The following is a 20,992-nucleotide window of genomic DNA, read 5'->3' as shown; positions in this document are numbered from 1 at the left end:
CCATGGGTCCTTGGCTCGACACGCTCACCTCGTTTTCGCCGGTTGATTTCGCCGGTGTGGCGCTGCTGCTGATCTGCTGGCTGGGCGGCTCGTGGTTCATCGAGAACCCGCCCAAACGCCGCCCGTCGGTGACCGTGCTGATGGCGCGCTACCGGCGTCAGTGGATGAAGCATTTCGTCACCCGCCAGCCGCGCATCTTCGACTCGCAGATCGTCGGCAGCCTGCGGCAGAGCACCGCGTTCTTTGCCTCCACCTCAATGATCGCCATCGGCGGGATTTTCGCGCTTTTGGGCAATCCCGAGCAGGTGCGCGGCGTCGCCGAGGATCTCTCGGCGGGCGGTGATGCCCCGGCGATCGTCTGGGAAGCCAAGCTGCTGCTGATCCTTGTGTTCGCGGCCAATGCCTTCCTGAAATTCGTCTGGTCGAACCGGCTTTTCGGCTATTGCTCGGTGATGATGGGCGCCACGCCCAACGACAACAGCGCCACCGCCTACGCCCGCGCCGCCAAGGCCGCCGAGATCAATATCTTTGCCGCGCGCAGCTACAATCGCGGGCTGCGCTCGGTCTATTTCGGCATCGGATCTTCGGCATGGCTGCTGGGGGCTTGGCCGCTGGTGGTGGCGGCGGTGGTCACGCTTGGTGTGATCCTGCGGCGCGAGTTCACCTCGCAGTCGCGCGAGGTGCTGCTGGCGGCTGAAGACGAGTAGGCAAAAGCCTTCGAAGGCTTTTGCAAATCTCTTCGAAGAGATTTGTGCCATACTGCCGCGCATGAAACCGATCTGTGTCCTGCTGCTCAGTCTTGCGGCGACGCCGCTTGCCGCCGCTGACCCCGAGGTGCTGAAGGCCGAAGCCCGCCGCGCGGGGGAGGGTTGGAGCTTTGCGGTCACGCTGGCCCATCCCGATACCGGCTGGGAGCATTACGCCGACGGCTGGCGGATCGAGGATGAGGCGGGCACCGTGCTCGGCACCCGCGTTCTGGCGCATCCGCATGAGACCGAGCAGCCCTTCACCCGCAGCTTGTCCGGTGTCGCTGTCCCCGCGGGGACAGCGCGCGTCTACATCCGCGCGCGCTGCCTGATCGATGGTTGGAGTGAAACCCGCCTGCCGCTCGATTTGCGCTGATCAGCGCCGGCCCTCGCGCAGCCACGCGCCGACGATGAAGCCCGCCGCCAGCAGCAGCGTCAGCCACGCGGGAAGCAGCGGAATGCGGGTCACATCCATGGTCTCGAACGCCTCGCGCGGGGTGATGCCCATCCAGCCGCGACCGGCGGCGGGGCGTCCGGCGCTGATCGTGCGGATGCTGGGCAGGCCCTCCTCGATCCGGGCCTCGCCGCCGCGCAGCGAATCCACCACCGGCTGCAGCGCCTCACCGCTGGCGATGGTCTGCTCGAACTCGCGCGGTGCCGCCGGTCCGAGGCCGATGACCGCTTCCTGCTCGCCTTCCTTGAGGCGATAGAGCCCGATTTCCGGCCCTTGATAGATCGCCTCAAACCGTCCGGGCGAAACCTCTTCGAGCGGCACTTGCTCTTCGGTGCCATCGGGGCGGGTCACGGTGACCGCGCCGACGCCCTCTTCCAGCGTGCGGCGGATGATGCGCATGGACTGGCCGGTGGCCTCGGCCCAGAGCGCCTCTTCTTCGAGCTCGGGCTCTTTCATCATCCAATGCGCCAGACGCCGCAGCAGGTCGAGCTGCGGACCGCCGCCCTCGAAGCCGCGCGACCAGAGCCACGCCTGATCCGAGGCGATGAGCGCCACGCGCCCCTCGCCGACCCGGTCGAGCACCAGCAGCGGCTGGTCTTCGGCGCCGGACATGACCACCTCGGCGCCCTCGTTCGGCGTCACTTCGACCTGCCGCATCCAGCGGCCCCAGCTGTCCGCGCCGGTGAGCCCGGCGGTGACCGGGTGACGTTCGCCAAGCTCGGTGACCGTCGGGCGGTAGCCTTCGTCGATGACGCGGGCGGTGGGCTCGGCGGGCAGAATCTCGGACAGGGGCGAGCGATAGATGGAGTCGGCGCTGGCGAAATCGGGGCCGGCGGCAACCAGCACGGCGCCGCCGTTCTCGACGTAGTTGCGCACGTTGTCGAGGTAGATGGCGGGCAGGATGCCGCGGCGCTTGTAGCGGTCGAAGATGATCAGGTCGAAATCCTCGATCTTCTCGAGGAAGAGCTCGCGCGTCGGGAAGGCGATGAGCGAGAGTTCGGTCACCGGTACGCCATCCTGCTTTTCAGGCGGGCGCAGGATGGTGAAGTGAACGAGGTCGACGGAACTGTCTGATTTCAACAGGTTACGCCATGTGCGACTACCGGAGTGCGGCTCTCCTGAGACCAGAAGAACGCGCAGGCGGTCGCGCACGCCGTTGATCTGCACCAGCGCTGTGTTGTTGCGGTCGGTAAGCTCGCCCGCGCCCTCGGGCACGGTAAACTGGATCACGTTGAGCCCGCCATGGGGCAGGGTGACCGGCAGTTCGATGTCCTGACCGAGCGGCACGCGGAAGCTTTCGGGCTCGGCGCCGTCGACCGAGATCTGCAGGTCCGTCTCGCTTTCCCGTGGCGCGGCGCCATCATCCTCGACCCGCAGCGTCAGGGTGACCGGCTCGCCGAGGATGGCGAAGGCCGGGGCGTTCTTGACGATCAACCGGCGGTCCCAGTCGGTCTCGCGCCCGGTGAGCAGCAGGTGCAAAGGCGCGGGGAGCGAGGGCGCGCGTTCCAGATCGTGCAGCCGCCCGTCCGACAGCAGAAAGATACCGGCGATGCGGCCGCGTGGTTCTTCGGCCAGCGCCTCCGACAGGGCGGTCATCAGCAGCGTGCCGCTGTCGCCATCGCCGTCGGGCACGGTGATCCGCCGCACTTCGGTGTTGGGCCGGGCGGCGAGCCGCGCTTCCATCGCATCGGCGGCCTCGGAGGTGGTCTCCAGCCGGTCGCCGAGGCGCTGCGAGGCGCTCTGGTCTTCGAGCATCAGCACGATGTCCGAAAGCGGCGCGCGGTCCTCTTCCTGAAACGACGGTTGGGTGAGCGCCGCCACCAGCACCAGCCCGGCGCAGAGCCGCAGCGCCCAGCCGGGCATGCCGCGCCAGAGCGCCAGCAGCACCGAGGCCAGCGCCAGAACGCCAAGCCCGGCGATCAGCGGCCAGGGCAGAAGCGGGTCGAAGACGATTTCGCCGGTCATGAAGCCTGCCTGTTCATTGTCCCAAATGCCGCGCGCATCATTGGCCGAGCCTGTCGAGCAGAGCCGGGACGTGCACCTGATCGGATTTGTAGTTGCCGGTCAGCACATGCATCACGAGGTTCACCCCGAAACGGTAAGCAATCTCGCGCTGACGTTCGCCAGCAAAGCCCGAACCGATGCGCACCAGCGGGTTGCCACGCGGGTCCACCGCCCATGCGGCGGCCCAGTCGTTGCCGCCGATGACCACCGGGGTGACATTGTCGTTGAGGTTGCGGAAGGGCATCCCTTCGATCAGTTCGGCATCGGGCGGCGCGGCCTCGACCCAGACGTCGCGGCTGGTGTAGCGGCCGGGGAAATCCTGCAGCAGATAGAAGGTGCGGGTGAGCACATGGTCCTGCGGCACCGGCTCCAGCGGCGGAATGTCGAGCGGTGCGGCGATCTCACGCAGCTTGCGGCCCTCGGGCGAGGCGGCGCCAAAGCCCGCCACATCGGCGTCGCGCGTGTCAAAGAGGATCATCCCGCCCGAGCGCAGATATTCGTTGAGCTTGGCATAGGCGGCGGGCGAGGGCGTGGGCTGCGACGGCACGATCGGCCAGTAGAGCAGCGGGAAGAAGGCCAGTTCGTCTGTCTCGAGATTGACCGCCATGGGATCGGAGGGCTCGACCGAGGTGCGGAAGAACAGCGTGTCCGACAGGCCGCGCAGCCCGGCCTGCGCCAGATCGTCGACCTGTGTATCGCCGGTGATCACATGCGCCAGCGTCAGCTCTCCGGTGGCGGCTTCGGCGAAGGCGTCCGCCTCGGCGCTGCTGCGCTGGCTTTGCTGGGCCTGCGCGGTTCCGGGCGCAGAGCTCGCACCGAGTGCCAGCGCCAGAAGCACGGCGGCGGCGGTGCTGCTGGGCCGGGCGCCGCGCAGCCGTCCGGACAGCGCCAGCGAGGCGATGACATCGGCCAGAAGCAGCGCGATGGCGAGGGCCAGCAGCCAGCCCGCGAGCGGGGTTTCCTGCGGGCGGCTCAGCCCTTCGACCGGCACCGTGTCGGGCCAAGTGGCGGGCTGCAGCACGGTCTCGGCGGTGACGACATTGCGCGCAAGGCTGCGCTCTTCGCCCTGATAGAGGCCGGGGCGCAATTCGGGGCCGAGCGGATCGGTGAGCAGCGTCTCGCCCGCGACGCCGGGCAGGGTGCCCGCGTCGGTGACCGCGCCGAAGCCGTCGAGCACGCGCAGGGGCTGCCACATGGTGCCTGCAAGGTCGGCGGGCTCGGGCGTGGCGGGCATGGCCGAGATCGCCAGCCGCTCGAGCATCTGCACGAAGAGACCCGAGAGCGGCAGCGTCGACCATTCGGCATTGGCGGTCACATGGAACAGCACCACTTGCCCGGCGCCGACGCGCTTGCGGGTGACCAGCGGAGTGCCATCGGTGAGCTGTGCGATCACCCGGTCGGCCAGCGTCGGATCAGGCTGCGCCATGACCTGACTGGTGACGCTGACATCCTCGGGGATCTGCAGCCCTTCGAACGGGCTGCCAGCGGGGAAGGGAGCCAATGTCTTGGGCTCGCCCCAGCTCATCGCGCCGCCGACCGAGCGCCCGCCCGCGCGCAGGCGCACGGGCATCAGCGGGTCTTCGCGGTCGCGCGACAGGTTGGAGGCGGCGAGGCGCGGCCCGGCGAAGCGCAGCAGCGTGCCGCCGCTCTGCAGCCATTCGGTGACCCCGTCGGTTTCGGCGGGGCTGAGCGTGGCCACATCCGCAAGCGCGATCACGTCGGGATTGGCGGGCAGCACGTCGGTCAGCGCGCCGTCGAGGATATCGACATCCTGCTCCAGCGCCTTGTGCAGGTAGTAGAGCGGCGACAGCAGCTCCAGCCCCTCGCGGTTTTCATTGCCAGCGATCAGCGCCACTTCGCGGCGGCGCAGGCTGTCATCGGGCAGGCTGACCGCGCCGGCGTTGCGGGCGCCGTCGATCTCGAACCTTGTGATGCGGGCGCGCAATTCGGCGGGCAGCGAGAGGTCGAGCGTGCCTTCGGTGGCGCCATCCTCGAAGGTCAGCGGCGCGCGCACCAGAACGGCGGGGTTGCCCGCCGGATCGAGCCCATGCCCGGCGATCGAGATCTCGCGTTCCGCACCGCCATGCAGGCGGCGCGCGGTGATCTGCACATTGCCGTCGGCAAAGGTGGGGGGCAGCAGGGCGGTGAGGTTGCGCGGGCTTTCGAAGACGGTGACCTGCCCGTGATCCATCAGCGCGTTCAGCAGCGGCTCGCGGCTGTCGCGTGCCAGCCCGTCGGACATCCAGTAACTGTCGAAATCCTCCTCGGGCAGCAGCGCCATGGCGCGGGAGGTCTGGGCGTCGCCCGGCTCCCAGGGTTCGGGCTGCAGGCCGCCAAGACGGCTGCGCAGCACGGCGGCCTCTTGGAACTGCGGCGCCTCGGGTTCGGTCAGGCGCAGGATGGCCACGGGGCGTGTCTCGCGCTCGGCCCGTGCGAGCAGCGCGTCGAGCGCCGCCTCGCGGGCGCGCCAATCCGAGGCCGAGGACCAGCTGGCATCCATCACCACCAGCAGCGGCCCGGTGCCCGCAGCCTGCGCGTCGTCTTCGGGGTTCAGGATCGGCCCGGCGAGGCCGATGATCACCGCGGCCACCGCCAGCATCCGCAGCAGCAAAAGCCACCACGGCGTGCGGTCTGTGACCTGATCGTCATCCTTGAGACCCAGCAGCAGCACGACGCCGGGAAACAGCCGGCGGATCGGTGCGGGCGGCACCGCGCGCAGGATCACCCAGAGCACCGGCAGGGCCAGCAATCCAAGCAACAACCAAGGGGCCGTGAAGCCCAGGGGGCCGAGAACGGTCATCCGTGCCCTCCGTCCATCGCGCGGTACACCCACAGCAGGGCGTTCTGCGCGCTGTCACTGGTATGATGGCATAAAAACTGCCAACCCGTTAAGCGGGCAAGATGTGCAAGCCGCGCCTTACGCTCGGCCAGCCGTTCCAGATAGCGCTCGCGAAGGTCGCCCGCCTTCAGAGTCTCATGCGCCAAGGTCTTGCCGACGCTTTCGAAAATCGTGCGCCCTTTGAACGGAAAGCTTTCTTCCGACGGGTCGAGCACCTGCAGCAGCACACCGCGCACACCGCGGTCGGCGGCCTTGGTCAGCGCCGCCTCGACGGGGGCCAGATCGCTTAGAAAATCCGAGACGAACATAGCACGGGCGTGGGGGATCATGCCGCGCGCCTCGGGTTCGGAATAATCCTCGGTGCCGTCTTCGCTCATCGCCTCGGCGAGCCGGAGGATCTGCACATCACCGTTGCGCGGCGGCAGCGACCAGCCGGTGAACCCCACACGCTCGCCGCCGCGGATCAGCAGGATGGCCGCCGACAGCGCGATCAGCCGGGCGCGGTCGCCCTTGCTTGGCAGGTCCTTGTTCGACGAAAACCGCATCGACGCGCCGGTATCGACCCAGAGCTGCACGCTCTGCGCGATTTGCCATTCGCGCTCGCGCACGAACTGCTCGTCGCCACGGCCCGAACGCCGCCAGTCGATGCTGCGATAGGTGTCGCCGGGGCGCAGCGGGCGGTATTGCCAGAAGTCATCCCCCAGCCCCGAGCGGCGGCGGCCATGTTCGCCCAGCAGAACGGTGCCCGCCAGATGCTCGGCCCTTGCGAGCAGCGCGGGAAAGCGACTGGCTTCTTCCTGTGCGCTCTGCCGGAGCTGGGCAATGGGCGTGATCAAGCCGCAGCCTCGGAGGGCGTGAGCGTGGCGCAGACCTCGTCGATGATCGCGCCCAGATCCTCGCCGCGGGCGCGGGCCGAGAAGGTCAACGCCATGCGGTGGACCAGCACCGGGCGGGCCATGTCGATCACATCCGAGGGCGAGGGCGCGAGACGCCCCTGCAGCAGTGCGCGCGCGCGCACGGTGAGCATCAGCGCCTGCGCGGCGCGCGGGCCGGGGCCCCATGCCACGGTGTCGCGCACACGGGCCGAGGCCGAGGGATCGCCGGGACGGAAGGCGCGCACCAGATCGAGGATCATCTCGACCACCGCATCGCCCACGGGCATCCGCCGCAAAAGGTGCTGCGCGGCCATCAGCGCGGCGGGATCGAACACCTGATGCGCCTGTGCCTCTTCGGTGCCGGTGGTGGCGAGCAGGATGTCTTTCTCGGTCTTGCGGTCGGGATAGGCCACGTCGATTTGCACGAGGAAACGGTCAAGCTGCGCCTCGGGCAGCGGGTAGGTGCCCTCTTGCTCGATCGGGTTTTGCGTGGCGAGCACGTGGAACGGCAGATCGAGCGTGCGGGTTTCGCCGCCGATGGTCACCGATTTCTCCTGCATGGCCTGCAGCAGCGCCGACTGGGTGCGCGGCGAGGCTCGGTTGATCTCGTCGGCCATCAGCAGCTGGCAGAAGATCGGCCCTTGTAGGAACTTGAAGGCGCGGCTGCCGTCGGCGGCGGTTTCCAGCACCTCCGAGCCCAGGATGTCGGCGGGCATCAGATCGGGGGTGAACTGCACGCGGTTGCCGTTGAGGCCCATCACCGTCGAGAGCGTTTCCACCAGACGCGTCTTGCCGAGGCCGGGCAGGCCGATGAGCAGCGCGTGACCGCCGCAGAGCAATGCGGCAAGGGTCAGGTCCACGACCCTCTCCTGTCCGATGAAGCGCCGGGTGATCGCCGTCTTGGCTTCGGCGAGCTTTTCTTCCAGCGCCTCGATCTCGGCAACCAGGTCTTCGGCCATGGGGGAGACTCCCTTGCGTAAATCCTTTACGAAGCGAGTGTATCGCGGGGGTGGAAAATGGCAAAAGTAATGCGCACACAAAATTACGTGACTCCCTCTGCCGAGGGCATAGCTGCTGCAGCGCGCGCCGCTTCGGGGCGTGGGCTGCCGCCCGTGGAGCGGTGGAATCCGCCGTTCTGCGGCGATCTCGACATGCGAATTGCCCGTGACGGCACGTGGTTTTACCTCGGAACGCCAATCGGACGCTTCGAACTGGTGAAGCTTTTTTCGTCGATTTTGAGGAAAGACGGCGAGAAATACTTCCTCGTGACCCCGGTCGAGATGGTCGGGATCACCGTCGATGACGCGCCTTTCGTCGCCATCGACTTCGAAGCGGAAGGCGCGGGCACCGATCAGGTGCTGACCTTTCAGACCCATGTGGGCGATTTCGCCGTGGCCGGGCCAGAGCACCCGATCCGCGTGGTGCGTGATCCGCAAAGCGGCGAGCCGTCGCCCTATATCCACGTGCGCGCCAACCTCGAGGCGCTGATCGACCGCAAGAGTTTCTACCGGCTGGTCGAGCTTGGCGCCCATCACGAGCATGAGGGCGCGCGCTGGTTCGGGCTATGGTCGTCGGGAGAGTTCTTTCCGATGATTCCGTCGCAGGAGCTTGAGGGCTGACGCTCAGGCCTCGATGCGGCGCATGAGGCCATGGGCCAGCGCGGGCGACAGGCGCATCACCCGGCGCAGCAGCTTGGTCTTGCCGATCCAGATCTCCGCCTTGCCCGCCTCGGCTCCGGCAAGGATCGCAGCGGCGGCCTCGGGCGCGGGCATCTTGCGCTCGGCCCTGCCGCGCGACAGCGAGGTGTTCACCGCCGGAAGCAGCGCCTCGCAAATGCCGATGTGCAGCCCGGCATCTTCGGCCTGATAGCGCAGGCTGCGGGTGAAGCTGCGCATCCCGGCCTTGGTGGCGCAATAGATCGGCGCATCGGTTTTCGGCGCGACCGCCAGTCCCGAGGTGACATTGACGATCCGCGCGCCTTTCTGCGCGGCAAGCCGGGGCAGCAGGGCGGTGGCGATCTGCATCGGCGCGATCATGTTGATCTGCACCTCTTCTTCGATGCCGACGTCGTGGTTGCCGCTGTCGGTGAGCAGCGGGTGGCTCATCACCGCCGCGTTGTTGATCAGCACCGAGCAGTCGGGATGCGCATCGGCCACCCAGTTCACCACGCCGCGCGGAATCTCGGGATCGCCGAGATCCGCCTCCAGCCCGTCGAATCGCGGGCCGAGCCTGCGTGTCATCTCCTCCAGCGCGGCGGTATTCCGGGCAACGCCAAGCACGGTCGCCCCTTCGGCGACCAGCGTTTCGGCCATGGCGCGGCCAATGCCGCGCGTCGCGCCGGTCAGCAGAACTTTGCGGCCTTTCCAGTAGGCGGACATGGCGGTTTTCCTTTGTGCGAGCTTTGGGCTGCGATAGAATGCGAGCATTCCCTCAGGTTTCATACTCGCATTCCGCCATGACCCAAGCCGCCGCGCTATCCCCCCGAAAATCACCGCGTCAGACCCGGTCGCGCGCCTCGGTCGAGGCCATGCTGACGGCGGCGGCTCAGATTCTCGAGGCGGGCGGGATCGGCGCGCTGACCACCAATGCGGTGGCCGAGCGGGCGGGGGTGAGCATCGGCACACTCTACCAGTATTTCCCCAACAAGGAGACGATCCTTGCGGAACTGGTGCGGCGGCAGAAGGCGCAGTTCTTCGAGGATATGGGACAGGCCGTCGCGGCGGCGCATGATCTGGACCTGCGCGAGGCGGCGCGGACGGTGCTGCACGCCTCGATCCGCCATCATGCCCGCGCGCCGGTGCTGTCGCGCGAGCTGGAAAAGGCAGAGATGCAGCTGCCGCTCGGCCCGGATGTCTGCGCGGCGGGAGCCGGGGTGGACGCCGCGATGGTGGCCCTGCTCACGCATTTCGCGGTGCCGCAGCCCGAGGTCGCCGCGCGCGATCTTTCGGCGCTGTGCCGCGGCATGGTGCATGCGGCGCTGTTTGCCGAGGATTGCGACCTTGCGGCCATCGAGGCGCGGCTGCGCCCGGCGGTCTTTGGCTATCTGGGGATCGCGCCCGACGCACCTGCGTCCAAGGGCGCCTGAGCCTCAGTCGCCCAGCTTGGCATGCACCTCGTCGAGGTCGATCTCGCCGATCGGCAGCTTGTTCGCCGGGTTCTCGAAATCATAGCGGAAGAGATCGAAGTCGCGCTTGTAGATCTCATAGACGAGATGCATCGACAGATCGTCGAAATAATCCTCGACCGGATGCGCGCGCTTCGGGCCATGGCCTTCGGATTCGTTGAAGCGGGGGATCGCTGAAAGGTCGACCGGGTGCCGCGTCTGCACCTTGTCCAGAACGCTCTGCATGCCCTCGTTGAACTTCTCGGTCCAGAAGATCTGATCGTAGCGCCCGCCATTGACGATGAAGGTCGACACATGACCCGAGACCGACGACCAGTGAATGTCGGGCTCCATCGGGCGGCGCCAGCGGATGCTGTCACGGGCGAACAGCAGGAACCGGCGGAACGAACGGATCTGGTCGAACTCTTCCTTGCCGTCCTCGCCGCCGACCTCGATCCCGTATTTCTGCACCAGCATCGGCACCATATTGCCGCGGTAGCGGTTGCCGTTGCGCTGGACGCCGCAGATCTTGTCGAAGAAGCTCGACAGGATGCGCGTGTAGGGATTGCGCACGCAGGTGAAGGCGGGGGCGTTGCGCGTCTTCACATTGGCCTTGATCGGGTTCTGGCTTTCGTCGCGGTTCCATTTGTGCAGCCCGCGCTCGGCGTCATGGATGTCGCCGTCGAAGAACGCGCCGTGGTCCGAGTAATACATGATCTGGCCGATGGTCGAGCAGGCGCATTTCGGCACGACCCGGTAGATCATGCTCTCGCTCTCTGTCATCCAGGTGCCCGGAAACCCCATTGTTCTCTCTCCCCGCCTCGGCCCGGCTTGTCGCAGGCTCCATGGACATGCAAAAAAGCAAAAGACATCGGCCTGTTCAATGTCTTCGCCGGGGTAAAGGTGAAGAAGCAGGCGAAATTTGGGCGGACCTCATCCTTTGGCGAAGATTGCCTTCATACTGCTGTGCCACAAGGATCCGGATGCGATCATCAAGCAGGCGCAGAGCCTGACCGCTGCTGGCGACTGCATGGCGATCCATTTCGATGCGCGCGCGCCGCTGGCCGACTACCAGAAGATCCGCGACGCGCTGGCCGAGGATCCCAACGTGACCTTCGCGCGGCGGCGGGTGAAATGCGGCTGGGGGGAATGGTCGCTGGTGCAGGCCACGCTGAACGCTTTGGAGGCGGCGACTGAGGCTTTCCCACGGGCGACGCATTTCTACATGCTCTCGGGCGATTGCATGGCGATCAAATCGGCCCAGCACGCGCATGAGTTTCTGGACGCGCGCGAGGCCGATTACATCGAAAGCTTCGACTTCTTCAAATCCGACTGGATCAAGACCGGCTGGAAGGAAGAGCGGCTGATCTATCGCCACATGTTCAACGAGCGCACGCAGAAACGCCGGTTTTATGCGATGTTCGAGGCGCAGAAGCGGCTGGGGCTGACCCGCCGGATCCCCGCCGATCTAGAGGTGATGATCGGCTCGCAATGGTGGTGTCTGCGGCGGCGCACGGTGGAGGCGATCCAGAGCTTCATCGCGGGGCGGCCTGACGTCATGCGCTTCTTTCGCAGCACCTGGATCCCCGACGAGACCTTCTTTCAGACGCTGGTGCGCCACCTCGTGCCCGAGCGCGAGATCGACAGCCGCACGCTGACCTTCCTGATGTTCTCGGACTACGGGATGCCGGTCACCTTCTATAACGATCACTATGATCTGCTGCTGGCGCAGGACTTCCTTTTTGCCCGCAAGATCAGCCCTGACGCGCAGGATCTGCGGCGGCGCTTGGGGGTGCTCTACGCCACCGAAGGGGCGCAGTTCCGGGTCTCGGACGAAGGCCGCTCGCTCTATCGCTTCCTCACCGACAAGGGGCGCATCGGCCGCCGGTTCGCGCCGCGCTTCTGGGAAACCGAAAGCTCGCTGGGGCGCGAGCGCGAATTGCTGATCGTGGTCAGCAAGAAGTGGCATGTGGCGAAACGGCTGATCGGGCATATCCGCGACAAGACCACGCTGCCCTGCGTCGATTACCTGTTCAACGAGGAAAGCTGCCCGCTGCCCGATCTGGGGGGCGTGCAGTCGACCATGGACAAGCGCCACCGCCACCGCCGGGCGCTGATGCGCATGCTCTTCGATTACTTCGGCGAAGAGAGGATGGTGGTCTGCATCGACCCCGGCAGCCTCGATCTGATCGAGGATTTCTGCCGCGACCGCGCGGTGACGCGGCTGCTGCAGCTTGATTGCCAGTTCTCGGACGCCTTCCTTGCGGGCCATGCCACGCGCATCGGGCTGGCCGGGGAACGCACCTCCGAGGCGGCCATGGCGCGGCTGATCCCCACCATCCGCAACGACATCGAACACGAAAGCGATCAGCTGCGCGACGCCAATCTTCCGGGCCACCTGCATCTGCGCGAGCGGGATCCTTTCGAGGCGCAGGTGCGCGCGCTGGTGCAATTCCTGTCGGTCGCCCCCGAGACAGCCCGGGCGATCGCCTCCGACGAACAACTCTTTTGCGACTGAGCAACCCATAGAGGACACCCATGGCCTACAGCTACGACGACCAGAACATCTTCGCCAAGATCCTGCGCGGCGAGATCCCCAACAGCACCGTACTCGAGACCGAGCACAGCCTCGCCTTCCGCGACATCCGCCCGCAGGCACCGACGCATGTGCTGGTGATCCCGAAGGGCGCCTATGTCTGCTACGACGATTTCGCGCAAAACGCCTCGGACGCCGAGATCGTCGATTACACTCGCGCCATCGGCAAGGTCTGCGAGATGGAGGGCGTCGCCGCCGATGGCTTCCGGATGATCTCCAACGCCGGTGTCGACGGGGTGCAGGAAGTGCCGCATCTGCACGTGCATATCCTTGCGGGCCGTCCGCTGGGACGGATGCTGGAAAAGGGCTGAGGCGCTCTATTCTGGCAGGTCGGCACGGGCGGCTGTTCCCGGACCGCCTCCGGCGGGCGTATTTTCAAAGAGAAGAAGCCTGACCGGGAAGACGCCAGGCCGGGAAGACCCCAGACCGCAAAAGGGCGGCGCCGTTGGATCGGTGCCGCCTTTTCATCTTTCCGCAAATACTCCCGCCGGAGGCGTCTCAGGAACAGCGCTCAGGCAGCGGGGCGGCTGCGGGTCAGTTCGAGGAAGACATCTTCGAGGTCGGCCTGCTCGGTCCGCACGTCGCGCAGGCTGATGCCATGCGCCCGAACGAGGCCCAGCACGTCTTCGGCGGAGGTCTCGCGGCTGCGGTAGCTGAGCGCGATCAGCCCGCCGTCGCGGATCTCGGCGGTAATGCCGGGCGCCTCGGGCAGGGTCTCGGGCATGCTCTCGGGGGTGATCACCATGGTCTTGGCGTCGATCCCGCCCAGCAGGTTCGCGGTGCTGTCGCGGGCCACCAATGCGCCGTGGTTGATGATGGCGATCTCGTCGCACATCTGCTCGGCTTCCTCGAGGTAGTGAGTGGTGAGGATGATGGTCATGCCGCGCTCGCGGTTGAGACGGCGGACGTTGCGCCAGAGCATCTGCCGCAGTTCGATGTCGACCCCGGCGGTGGGCTCGTCGAGCACCAGGATATGCGGATGGTGCACCAGCGCCTTGCCCAGCAAGAGCCGCCGCCGCATCCCGCCCGAGAGGGTGCGGGCATAGGCCTCGGCCTTGTCTTCCAGCCCGACCATTTCGAGGATCTCATCGGTGGTGCGATCGGCCTTGGGCACGCCGTAAAGCCCGGCCTGCACCTCGAGCGCGGCGCGCGGGGTGAAGAAGGGATCGAGGTTCAATTCCTGCGGCATCACCCCGATCGAGGCGCGCGACTGGCGCGGGTTGCGATCCTGATCCCAGCCCCAGATCGAGACTTTGCCAGCGGTTTTCGTGACCAGCCCCGCGAGGATGTTGATCATCGTCGATTTGCCGGCGCCATTGGGGCCGAGCAGGCCGAAGATCGAGCCCTGAGGCACGTTCAGATCGACGCCCTTGAGCGCCTGTTTGCCCCCGGCGTAGGTCTTGGTCAGCCCTTCGATGCGGATCGCGTCGTCGCTCATGCGCCTTGCTCCTGTGCGTGACTTGTCTCATAACGCAGGTAGTGCAAAGCCAGTGAAAAGGGAACCGGAGCATGACCACCGAGGCGCCCGAGACCAAGCTCGTCGACAGCTACCGCATCGCCTGTGACGGCGGCGAGGGGGCGCTTGGCCACCCGCGCGTCTGGCTTTCGGTCTCGCATGAGACCGGCGTTGTGGAATGCCCCTATTGCGATGCGCGCTACGTGCATAAGGACTTCGAGGGCAAGGTCTGAGCGCCCGCCGCGCCCGCTGACCCTCGTTCATGATTGCCGTCCTTCTCAAGGTTCTGCCGTTCTTCGCGCTGATCGGCCTCGGCTACGGGGCCGCGAAAGTGCGGTTCTTTTCCGAAGAGTCGGTGGCGGCGATCACCCGCTTCGTCTTTTACTTCGCGCTCTCGGCGATGCTGTTCCGCTTCTCCGCGACGCTGTCGTTCTCCGAGATCTTCGATCCCAATGTCGCGTCGGCCTATCTGCTGGGCACGGCGGCGGTCTATTCGGTGGCGACCGTGGCGGGATTCCTGCGGCGGCAGGACGTGCAGACCACCGCGATCGAGGCGCAATCGGCCTCGATCGGCAACACCGGCTTTCTCGGCGTGCCGATGCTGGCGGTGCTGCTGGGCCAAGAGGCGGTGGGCCCGATCATCCTGATGCTGTCGGTCGATCTGATCGTGTTCTCTTCGCTGCTGGTGATCCTCGTGTCGGGGGCGCGCGGCGGCGGGCTGTCGCCGGCCTTGCTGGGCACGGTGGCGCGCGGGCTAATCAACAACCCGATGATCGTGTCGATCGTGGCGGGGCTGGCGGTCTCGGCCAGCGGCCTGCCGATGCCCGCGCCGGTGGAATCCTTCCTCACCACGCTGGGCAATGCCGCTACGCCGGGTGCCCTGTTCGCCATCGGGGCCTCGCTGGCCACCAAGAGCGCCGAGCGGCTGGCGGTGGCGGGCTGGATCAGCTTTTGCAAGCTGGTGCTGCATCCGGGCTTTGTGGCGCTGGCGGCCTATTTCGTCTTTCCGGTCACCCCCTATCAGGCGGCGGTGATGGTCTCGGCCTCGGCGCTACCGGTGGCGGGCAATGTCTTTATCCTCGCCCAGCATTACGGCATCGCGCCGCAGCGGGTCTCGGCGGCGATCCTGATTTCCACAGCCGCCAGCATCCTCACCGTCAGCGCGGTGATCGCCTGGGTGCATCCCTGAGCACGCAGTGCCGCCTGCGCCACGTTCGTCGGCCTTGCGCCAGCGACGCCCGGCACGGTAGCCCTTGCGTCAAACAGGAGTACCGCCATGGAAACCAAATCTGAAAACCGCTGCTTCGGCGGCACGCAGGGCGTCTATACCCATGCGTCCGAGGCTTGCGGCTGCGACATGACCTTCGGGCTGTTCCTGCCCGAACTGGCCAAGGACATGGAGGTGCCGGTGCTGTGGTACCTTTCGGGCCTTACCTGCACCCATGAGAACGCCATGACCAAGGCCGGGGCGCAGGCCTGGGCCGCCGAGGCGGGCATCGCGCTCGTCTTCCCCGACACCTCGCCGCGCGGCGAGGGCGTGGCCAATGACGAGGCCTATGATCTGGGGCAGGGCGCGGGCTTTTACGTCAACGCCACCCAAGACCCCTGGGCGCCGCATTTCCGCATGTGGGACTACGTGGCCGAGGAACTGCCCGCGCTGATCGGCTCCGAGTTCGCGCTGGATATGGAGCGGCAGGGCATCACCGGGCACTCGATGGGCGGCCATGGCGCACTGACGCTGGCGATGAACCTGCCTGGGCGCTTCCGCTCGGTGTCCGCCTTCGCGCCGATCGCCAACCCGACGCAGAGCGACTGGGGCCGCAAGCAGCTGGGCGCCTATCTCGGCGAGGACGAGAGTGCATGGGCCAAGCATGATTCGACCCTGTTGATGCGCGGGACCGGCTTTGACGGGCCGGTGCTGATCGATCAGGGCGGCGATGACCAGTTCCTGCATCTGCTGAAGCCCGAGGCGCTGGCCGAGGCGATGGCTCTGAGGCGGCAGGAGGGCAGCTTCCGCATTCAGAAGGGCTATGACCACAGCTACTTCTTCGTCTCGTCCTTCATGGAAGAGCATGTCGCCTTCCATGCCGAGGCGCTGCTGGGGTGACGCTCTATATCGACGCCGATGCCTGTCCTGTGAAGGAAGAGGCCGAGCGCGTGGCGACCCGCCATCGCCTGCCGATGGTGCTCGTGGCCAATGGCGGGTTGCGTCCATCGCGCAACCCGCTGGTGCAGGTGGTCACCGTCTCTGCCGGACCGGATGAGGCCGACAAATGGATCGCCGAGCGTGCAGGCAAGGGCGATGTCGTTGTCACCAATGACATTCCTCTGGCGGCGCGCTGCATCGAGGGCGGCGCGCGGGTGCTACGCCCGGATGGCGAGATTTTCACCTCCGGCAACATCGGTGCGCAGTTGGCGATGCGTGACCTGATGCAAGATATCCGCGCTTCGGATCCATTCTACTCAGGCGGGAAAGTCAAAAGCTTTACAAAGAACGACCGAAGCCGTTTCCTAAATTCGCTAGAGCGCGAGGTACGCGCTGCAGGGGACTAGGAAATGACTATCCAAGCCGTCGTCTTCGACATCGGCAATGTGCTGATCGAATGGCAGCCAGAACGATATTTTGATCGCCTCATGGGAGAGGACAGGCGCCGCGCCATGTTCTCTGAGGTGGATCTGCACGAGATGAACGAGCGCGTCGACGCAGGGCATGACTTTCACGACGAAGTCTATGCCCTCGCCGAGCGCCACCCCCGGTGGCGGGACGAGATCCGCCATTGGCACGACAATTGGATCGAGCTTGCGAGCCCGGCGATTCCGCGCTCTGTCGAGATCCTGCGGACGCTGCGCGCCCGTGGCGTCACGGTCTTTGCCTTGAGCAATTTCGGCATCGGCACCTTCGAGGTGGCGCAGAAGGTCTATCCCTTCCTGTCGGAGTTCGATCAGCGGTTCATCTCGGGCTACATGGGCGTGACCAAGCCCGATGCCGAGATCTACGCAAGGCTCGAGGCTGAGACCGGCGTTGCACCCGAGCAGCTGCTGTTCACCGATGATCGCGACGACAATATCGCCGCCGCCGCCGCGCGCGGCTGGCAGGTGCATCCGTTCCGTGGACCCGAAGGCTTTGCGGCCTGTCTGGTCGGCCACGGGCTCTTGCCGGAGCGCGATGCCGCATGAGCTACACCCTTGGCGTTATCGCCGCGGCGATTCCCGTCATCGCCGCTTTGCCGGTCGTCGCCGAGCTTCGCCGCCGACCGCTCACTGATCTGCGCCGCTCGCAGGCGCCGGGCAAATGCGTCCGTCTCAGCCATGGCCGGACGCATTATCAGTTGCAGGGGCCCGAGGATGGGCCGCTGGTTGTGTGCATTCACGGGCTGACCGCGCCATCGGCGGTGTTCCACGCGCTGACCCGGCATCTGGTGGCGCAGGGCAAGCGCGTGCTGATCTACGATCTTTACGGACGCGGCTTTTCCGACCGTCCGCGCGGAGCGCAGACCCCGGCCTTCCTGATGCAGCAGCTCGAAGAGCTTCTGGCCGTGCTCGACCTCAAGGGGCCGATGACCATGCTGGGCTATTCGCTTGGCGCGGTGGTGGCGTCGGCCTTCACCGCCGAGAACCCCAAGCGCGTGTCGCGTCTGGTGCTGGTCGCGCCTGCGGGCATCGAATCGGATCTCTCCTCGATGGTCGACTGGACGCTGCAGCACCCGATCTGCGGCAGCTGGCTGTTCCACATGGTGTTTCCCAAGGCGCACCGGCAGAACGTGATCGAGGGCTCTGACAATCGCAGCGAAGTGCCCGAGATCGACCAGTTGCACCTTGATGAGCTCAAGCGGCGCGGCTTCATACGCTCGGTCCTGTCGAGCCTGCGCGGCTGTCTGCAGGAGCCGCAGGAAGCGGTGCACCAGCGTATCGCGAAGCTGAGCGTGCCGGTGATGGCGATCTGGGGGGCGCAGGACCGGATGGTGCGTGCGGGGGCGGTTGAACAGCTCGACGCGTGGAACCCGCGGGTCGAGCAGGACATTATTCCCGACGCATGGCATGGCTTGCCGCACACGCATGCGCGTGAACTGGCGGCACTTATGGCCGATCATGATGCGGCGATGAAGCGGGCCTGAGCGGCCCGCTTCGGCGTTTGCTTGGGGCTTAGGCCGGCTGCGTCGCCGCAAGACGCGGGCTCTCGCGCACCGGCAGATGCAGCACCGCGCTCAGCGCGCCGACACCGACGCCGATCCACCACACCAGCGTGTAGTCGCCGTAGATGTCGTACATCCGCCCGCCCAGCCAGACGCCGAGGAAGCCGCCAAGCTGGTGGCTGAAGAAGACGATGCCGTAGAGCGTGCCCATGTAGCGCAGCCCGTAGAGATGCGCGACGAGGCCCGAGGTCAGCGGCACGGTGGCCAGCCACAGCGCGCCCATGACGACCGAGAAGACCAGAACGCTGACCGGGGTGATGGGCAGCATGATGAACAGCGCCGCGACGATGGTCCGCCCGGTGTAGATCATCGCCAGCAGATACTTGCGCGGCCAGCGCTTGCCCGCCCAACCGGCCAGCAGCGTGCCGCCCACATTGGCCACGCCGATCACCGCGATCGACACCGCGCCGAGCGCCGAGGTGGTGGTCACCCCGATGTTGTGCAGCACGCTTCCGGCGGCGATCGGGCTGCAGAGCTCGGTGACGAAGGCCGGGAAATGCGCGGTGACGAAGGCCAGCTGATAGCCGCAGGAGAAGAAGCCGAGGAAGATCAGCGAGAACGAGGGGTCGCGGAACGCACGGTTCAGGATGGTGCCCATGCTCTCTTCGATCTCGGCCTTGCTTGCCGCGGGCGCGCGCATCAGCGGCAGGAACAGCAGCACCGCAAGGATCGCGGCGGTGAACACGAGGAACACTTCCTGCCAGCTCATCATGCTGAGCATCCATTCCGCAACCGGCGCGCCAAAGATCTGCCCGGCGCTGCCTGCCGCGGTGGCGATGGCAAGGCTCATCGAGCGGTTGTCATCCGAGGAGGCGCGACCCACAACGGCGAGGATCACGCCAAAGCCGGTGCCCGCGACGCCAAAGCCCACCAGCACTTCGTACATCTGATGCTGCAGCGGGCTGACCGCAAAGCTCGACAGCACGAGGCCCGCGGCATAGATCACCGCGCCCATGACGATGGCCTTACGGTCGCCGATCTTCTCGGCCAGCGCGCCAAAGATCGGCTGGCCGATGCCCCATGCAAGGTTCTGGATGGCGATGGCCAGCGAGAACTCGGCGCGCGGCCAGTGGAACTCTTCGGCGATCGGGATCTGGAACACGCCAAAGCTGGCGCGGATCGCGAAAGAGATCAGAATGATCAGGCAGCCCACCACGAGGACGGGCGTGAAAAGAGGGGTGCGGGTCATGTGGGGAGGCTCCTGCTGCACCGCGGCACCCTCGCGGCATTTGAACGCAGGGTCAATTCGGCTTTCGTGATTTGTGGCATCACGTTGCCTGATGTGTGGGCAATGGGTTGGCAGGGTTTCGCGGCCTCTACACAATCGTGCTGCGGCGCGCTATGGCGCTTCTATGACCACGCTGATGGACCTCTACGACGAGCGTGTGGCGGATGGCCACCTTCTGCGCGACCCGGCGCAGGAAGAGGCGTTGCCGCACTTCGAGCGCATCCGTGCCGAGCTTGCCAAGCCGGTGAAGAAATCGCTGTTCCGCCGCAAGGAGCCGGAGCCGCCCAAGGGGCTCTACCTTTGGGGCGGGGTCGGACGCGGCAAGTCGATGCTGATGGACCTCTTCGTCGACAGCCTGCATGTGCCGGTGCGCCGGGTGCACTTCCATGCCTTCATGCAGGAGATGCAGAGCGAGCTGCACCGCCTGCGCGAGCAGGGGGTCGAGGATCCGGTGGTGCCGATGGCCAAGAAGGTCTCGGACGCGGTGAAGGTTCTGGCCTTCGACGAGATGCAGATCACCGACATTGCCGATGCGATGCTGGTGGGTCGGCTGTTCGAGCAGCTTTTCGCGGCGGGGACGGTGGTGGTGACCACCTCGAACCGGGTGCCCGATGATCTTTACAAGGACGGGCTCAACCGGCAACTCTTCCTGCCGTTCATCAAGCTGATCAAAGCGCGGCTCGAGGTGCGCGAGCTTGCCTCCGAGAAAGACCACCGGCAGGACCGGCTGAAGGGGGCGCAGGTCTATTTCTGCCCCGTCACCCCCGAGACCCGCGCCGAGATCGACCGCGTCTGGCATGAGCTGACCCACGGCAACGAAGAGGCGCTGACGCTGCACATCAAGACCCGCAAGGTCGAACTGCCGCGCTATTGGAACGGCGTCGCACGCGCGCGCTTCTACGATCTCTGCGGCCAGCCGCTTGGCCCGGCGGATTATCTTGCGCTGGCGGATGCGGTGCGGGTGCTGGTGATCGAGGACATCCCGCGGCTCGGGCGCGGCAATTTCAATGAAGCGAAACGCTTCGTCACGCTGATCGATGCGCTCTATGAGGCCAAGGTGAAACTGATCGTCAGCGCGGTGGACGAGCCCGAGAGCCTCTATGTGGAGGGCGCGGGCGCGTTCGAGTTCGAGCGCACCGCAAGCCGCCTGCGCGAGATGCAGGATGCGGACTGGGGCAAGCCGATCGACTGAGGCGCGCGGACCGGTCGCTTCCTAGCACAACGCAAAAAGAAGGGTCCCGAAGGACCCTTCAATACTGCTCGTTTTATAAAGTCTTCTGCCTGCGATAGAAATTCCACTTCCGGCCCAAGTAAGGGGCCGTGGGCAAGGCAGAGGTGTCGGTGGTAAGCCGCATCAGATGGTCGATGCCGCCAATCCTGTCCCTGTAGCGCTGGCTTGGATCAGCGCCGTCCCGTAACGCTCTGTCTGTCCCGTCGCTCGCACCGCGCAGATTGTGGTGAAGCTAAACCTTGTACCCTAATCCTAGGGGAGCGGGAA

General features: G+C 66.2%; 21 protein-coding genes. 13 read left to right on the top strand and 8 right to left on the bottom strand.

Features of this window, described 5'->3' with window-relative positions:
* Positions 1-2: 2 nt before the first annotated feature.
* Both AYJ57_RS07055 and AYJ57_RS07050 read left to right on the top strand, forming a co-directional pair.
* Positions 3-707 (top strand): DUF599 domain-containing protein, encoded by a 705-nt coding sequence (locus AYJ57_RS07055; protein ID WP_066103124.1) that lies wholly within the window; start codon positions 3-5, stop codon positions 705-707.
* A gap of 61 nt (positions 708-768) precedes the next feature.
* Complete coding sequence (locus AYJ57_RS07050) at positions 769-1,122, top strand: hypothetical protein (protein WP_066103121.1); 354 nt, start codon at positions 769-771, stop codon at positions 1,120-1,122.
* On the opposite strand, the gene AYJ57_RS07045 is transcribed toward AYJ57_RS07050, so the two are convergent.
* Genes AYJ57_RS07045 through AYJ57_RS07030 form a run of 4 tightly spaced genes read right to left on the bottom strand, consistent with a single transcriptional unit; the run spans position 1,123 to position 7,877 of the window.
* Complete coding sequence (locus AYJ57_RS07045; protein ID WP_066103118.1) at positions 1,123-3,165, bottom strand: glutamine amidotransferase; 2,043 nt, start codon at positions 3,163-3,165, stop codon at positions 1,123-1,125.
* 37 nt (positions 3,166-3,202) lie between these two features.
* Positions 3,203-6,004: a DUF4159 domain-containing protein gene (locus AYJ57_RS07040; protein ID WP_066103114.1), complete on the bottom strand. Its 2,802-nt coding sequence runs from the start codon at positions 6,002-6,004 to the stop codon at positions 3,203-3,205.
* Complete coding sequence (locus AYJ57_RS07035; RefSeq protein WP_066106812.1) at positions 6,001-6,876, bottom strand: DUF58 domain-containing protein; 876 nt, start codon at positions 6,874-6,876, stop codon at positions 6,001-6,003. Before AYJ57_RS07035 ends, AYJ57_RS07040 begins: the two co-directional genes overlap by 4 nt.
* Positions 6,876-7,877: an AAA family ATPase gene (locus AYJ57_RS07030; RefSeq protein WP_066103111.1), complete on the bottom strand. Its 1,002-nt coding sequence runs from the start codon at positions 7,875-7,877 to the stop codon at positions 6,876-6,878. The genes AYJ57_RS07035 and AYJ57_RS07030 overlap by 1 nt, the downstream gene beginning before the upstream one ends.
* A 69-nt stretch (positions 7,878-7,946) precedes the next feature.
* Between AYJ57_RS07030 and AYJ57_RS07025 the strand changes: the two genes are divergently transcribed.
* Positions 7,947-8,537 carry a DUF1285 domain-containing protein gene (locus AYJ57_RS07025; protein WP_066103108.1) on the top strand — a complete coding sequence of 197 codons (591 nt, stop codon included), beginning with the start codon at positions 7,947-7,949 and terminating at the stop codon, positions 8,535-8,537.
* Between the two features lie 3 nt (positions 8,538-8,540).
* Here AYJ57_RS07025 and AYJ57_RS07020 read toward each other — a convergent pair whose 3' ends face one another.
* Complete coding sequence (locus AYJ57_RS07020; protein WP_066103105.1) at positions 8,541-9,296, bottom strand: SDR family oxidoreductase; 756 nt, start codon at positions 9,294-9,296, stop codon at positions 8,541-8,543.
* A gap of 77 nt (positions 9,297-9,373) precedes the next feature.
* Here AYJ57_RS07020 and AYJ57_RS07015 point away from each other — a divergent pair, with 77 nt between their 5' ends.
* Positions 9,374-10,003, top strand: a complete 630-nt coding sequence (locus AYJ57_RS07015) for a TetR/AcrR family transcriptional regulator (protein WP_066103101.1) — start codon at positions 9,374-9,376, stop codon at positions 10,001-10,003.
* 3 nt (positions 10,004-10,006) lie between these two features.
* Here the strand turns inward: AYJ57_RS07015 and AYJ57_RS07010 are convergent, their stop codons facing one another.
* Positions 10,007-10,825: a sulfotransferase family protein gene (locus AYJ57_RS07010; RefSeq protein ID WP_066103098.1), complete on the bottom strand. Its 819-nt coding sequence runs from the start codon at positions 10,823-10,825 to the stop codon at positions 10,007-10,009.
* A gap of 136 nt (positions 10,826-10,961) precedes the next feature.
* On the opposite strand from AYJ57_RS07010, the gene AYJ57_RS07005 reads away from it, so the two are divergent.
* Together AYJ57_RS07005 and AYJ57_RS07000 are read left to right on the top strand one after the other, a co-directional pair.
* Positions 10,962-12,539, top strand: coding sequence for a DUF5928 domain-containing protein (locus AYJ57_RS07005; protein ID WP_066103095.1), 1,578 nt, complete (start codon positions 10,962-10,964; stop codon positions 12,537-12,539).
* A 20-nt stretch (positions 12,540-12,559) separates the two neighbouring features.
* Positions 12,560-12,928: a histidine triad nucleotide-binding protein gene (locus AYJ57_RS07000; RefSeq protein WP_066103092.1), complete on the top strand. Its 369-nt coding sequence runs from the start codon at positions 12,560-12,562 to the stop codon at positions 12,926-12,928.
* Between the two features lie 200 nt (positions 12,929-13,128).
* Here the strand turns inward: AYJ57_RS07000 and AYJ57_RS06995 are convergent, their stop codons facing one another.
* Positions 13,129-14,055, bottom strand: coding sequence for an ABC transporter ATP-binding protein (locus AYJ57_RS06995; protein WP_066103089.1), 927 nt, complete (start codon positions 14,053-14,055; stop codon positions 13,129-13,131).
* Positions 14,056-14,126: 71 nt separating this feature from the next.
* On the opposite strand from AYJ57_RS06995, the gene AYJ57_RS06990 reads away from it, so the two are divergent.
* The 6 genes from AYJ57_RS06990 (at position 14,127) to AYJ57_RS06965 (ending at position 18,188) form a co-directional block, all read left to right on the top strand.
* Positions 14,127-14,306: a zinc-finger domain-containing protein gene (locus tag AYJ57_RS06990; RefSeq protein WP_066103086.1), complete on the top strand. Its 180-nt coding sequence runs from the start codon at positions 14,127-14,129 to the stop codon at positions 14,304-14,306.
* Between the two features lie 29 nt (positions 14,307-14,335).
* Positions 14,336-15,262: an AEC family transporter gene (locus AYJ57_RS06985; protein WP_066103084.1), complete on the top strand. Its 927-nt coding sequence runs from the start codon at positions 14,336-14,338 to the stop codon at positions 15,260-15,262.
* Positions 15,263-15,349: 87 nt separating this feature from the next.
* Positions 15,350-16,180 (top strand): S-formylglutathione hydrolase, encoded by an 831-nt coding sequence (gene fghA, locus AYJ57_RS06980; protein ID WP_066103082.1) that lies wholly within the window; start codon positions 15,350-15,352, stop codon positions 16,178-16,180.
* On the top strand, positions 16,177-16,626 hold the full coding sequence (locus tag AYJ57_RS06975) for a YaiI/YqxD family protein (protein ID WP_066103079.1): 450 nt from the start codon (positions 16,177-16,179) through the stop codon (positions 16,624-16,626). The genes fghA and AYJ57_RS06975 overlap by 4 nt, the downstream gene beginning before the upstream one ends.
* A 3-nt stretch (positions 16,627-16,629) precedes the next feature.
* A complete protein-coding gene (locus AYJ57_RS06970; protein ID WP_066103076.1) occupies positions 16,630-17,250 on the top strand; it encodes an HAD family hydrolase in 621 nt (206 codons plus the stop codon).
* A complete protein-coding gene (locus AYJ57_RS06965) occupies positions 17,247-18,188 on the top strand; it encodes an alpha/beta fold hydrolase (RefSeq protein WP_066103073.1) in 942 nt (313 codons plus the stop codon). The genes AYJ57_RS06970 and AYJ57_RS06965 overlap by 4 nt, the downstream gene beginning before the upstream one ends.
* Before the next feature lie 28 nt (positions 18,189-18,216).
* Here the strand turns inward: AYJ57_RS06965 and AYJ57_RS06960 are convergent, their stop codons facing one another.
* Positions 18,217-19,455, bottom strand: a complete 1,239-nt coding sequence (locus AYJ57_RS06960; protein WP_066103070.1) for an MFS transporter — start codon at positions 19,453-19,455, stop codon at positions 18,217-18,219.
* Between the two features lie 163 nt (positions 19,456-19,618).
* Between AYJ57_RS06960 and zapE the strand changes: the two genes are divergently transcribed.
* Positions 19,619-20,686 (top strand): cell division protein ZapE, encoded by a 1,068-nt coding sequence (gene zapE / locus AYJ57_RS06955; protein WP_066103067.1) that lies wholly within the window; start codon positions 19,619-19,621, stop codon positions 20,684-20,686.
* The last annotated feature ends 306 nt before the right edge of the window (positions 20,687-20,992 follow it).

Source organism: Salipiger sp. CCB-MM3, assembly GCF_001687105.1.
In the GTDB taxonomy this organism is placed as follows: domain Bacteria; phylum Pseudomonadota; class Alphaproteobacteria; order Rhodobacterales; family Rhodobacteraceae; genus Salipiger.
The sequence above is the reverse complement of the archived record's forward strand: the minus strand, read 5'-3'. Positions and strand labels throughout refer to the sequence as shown.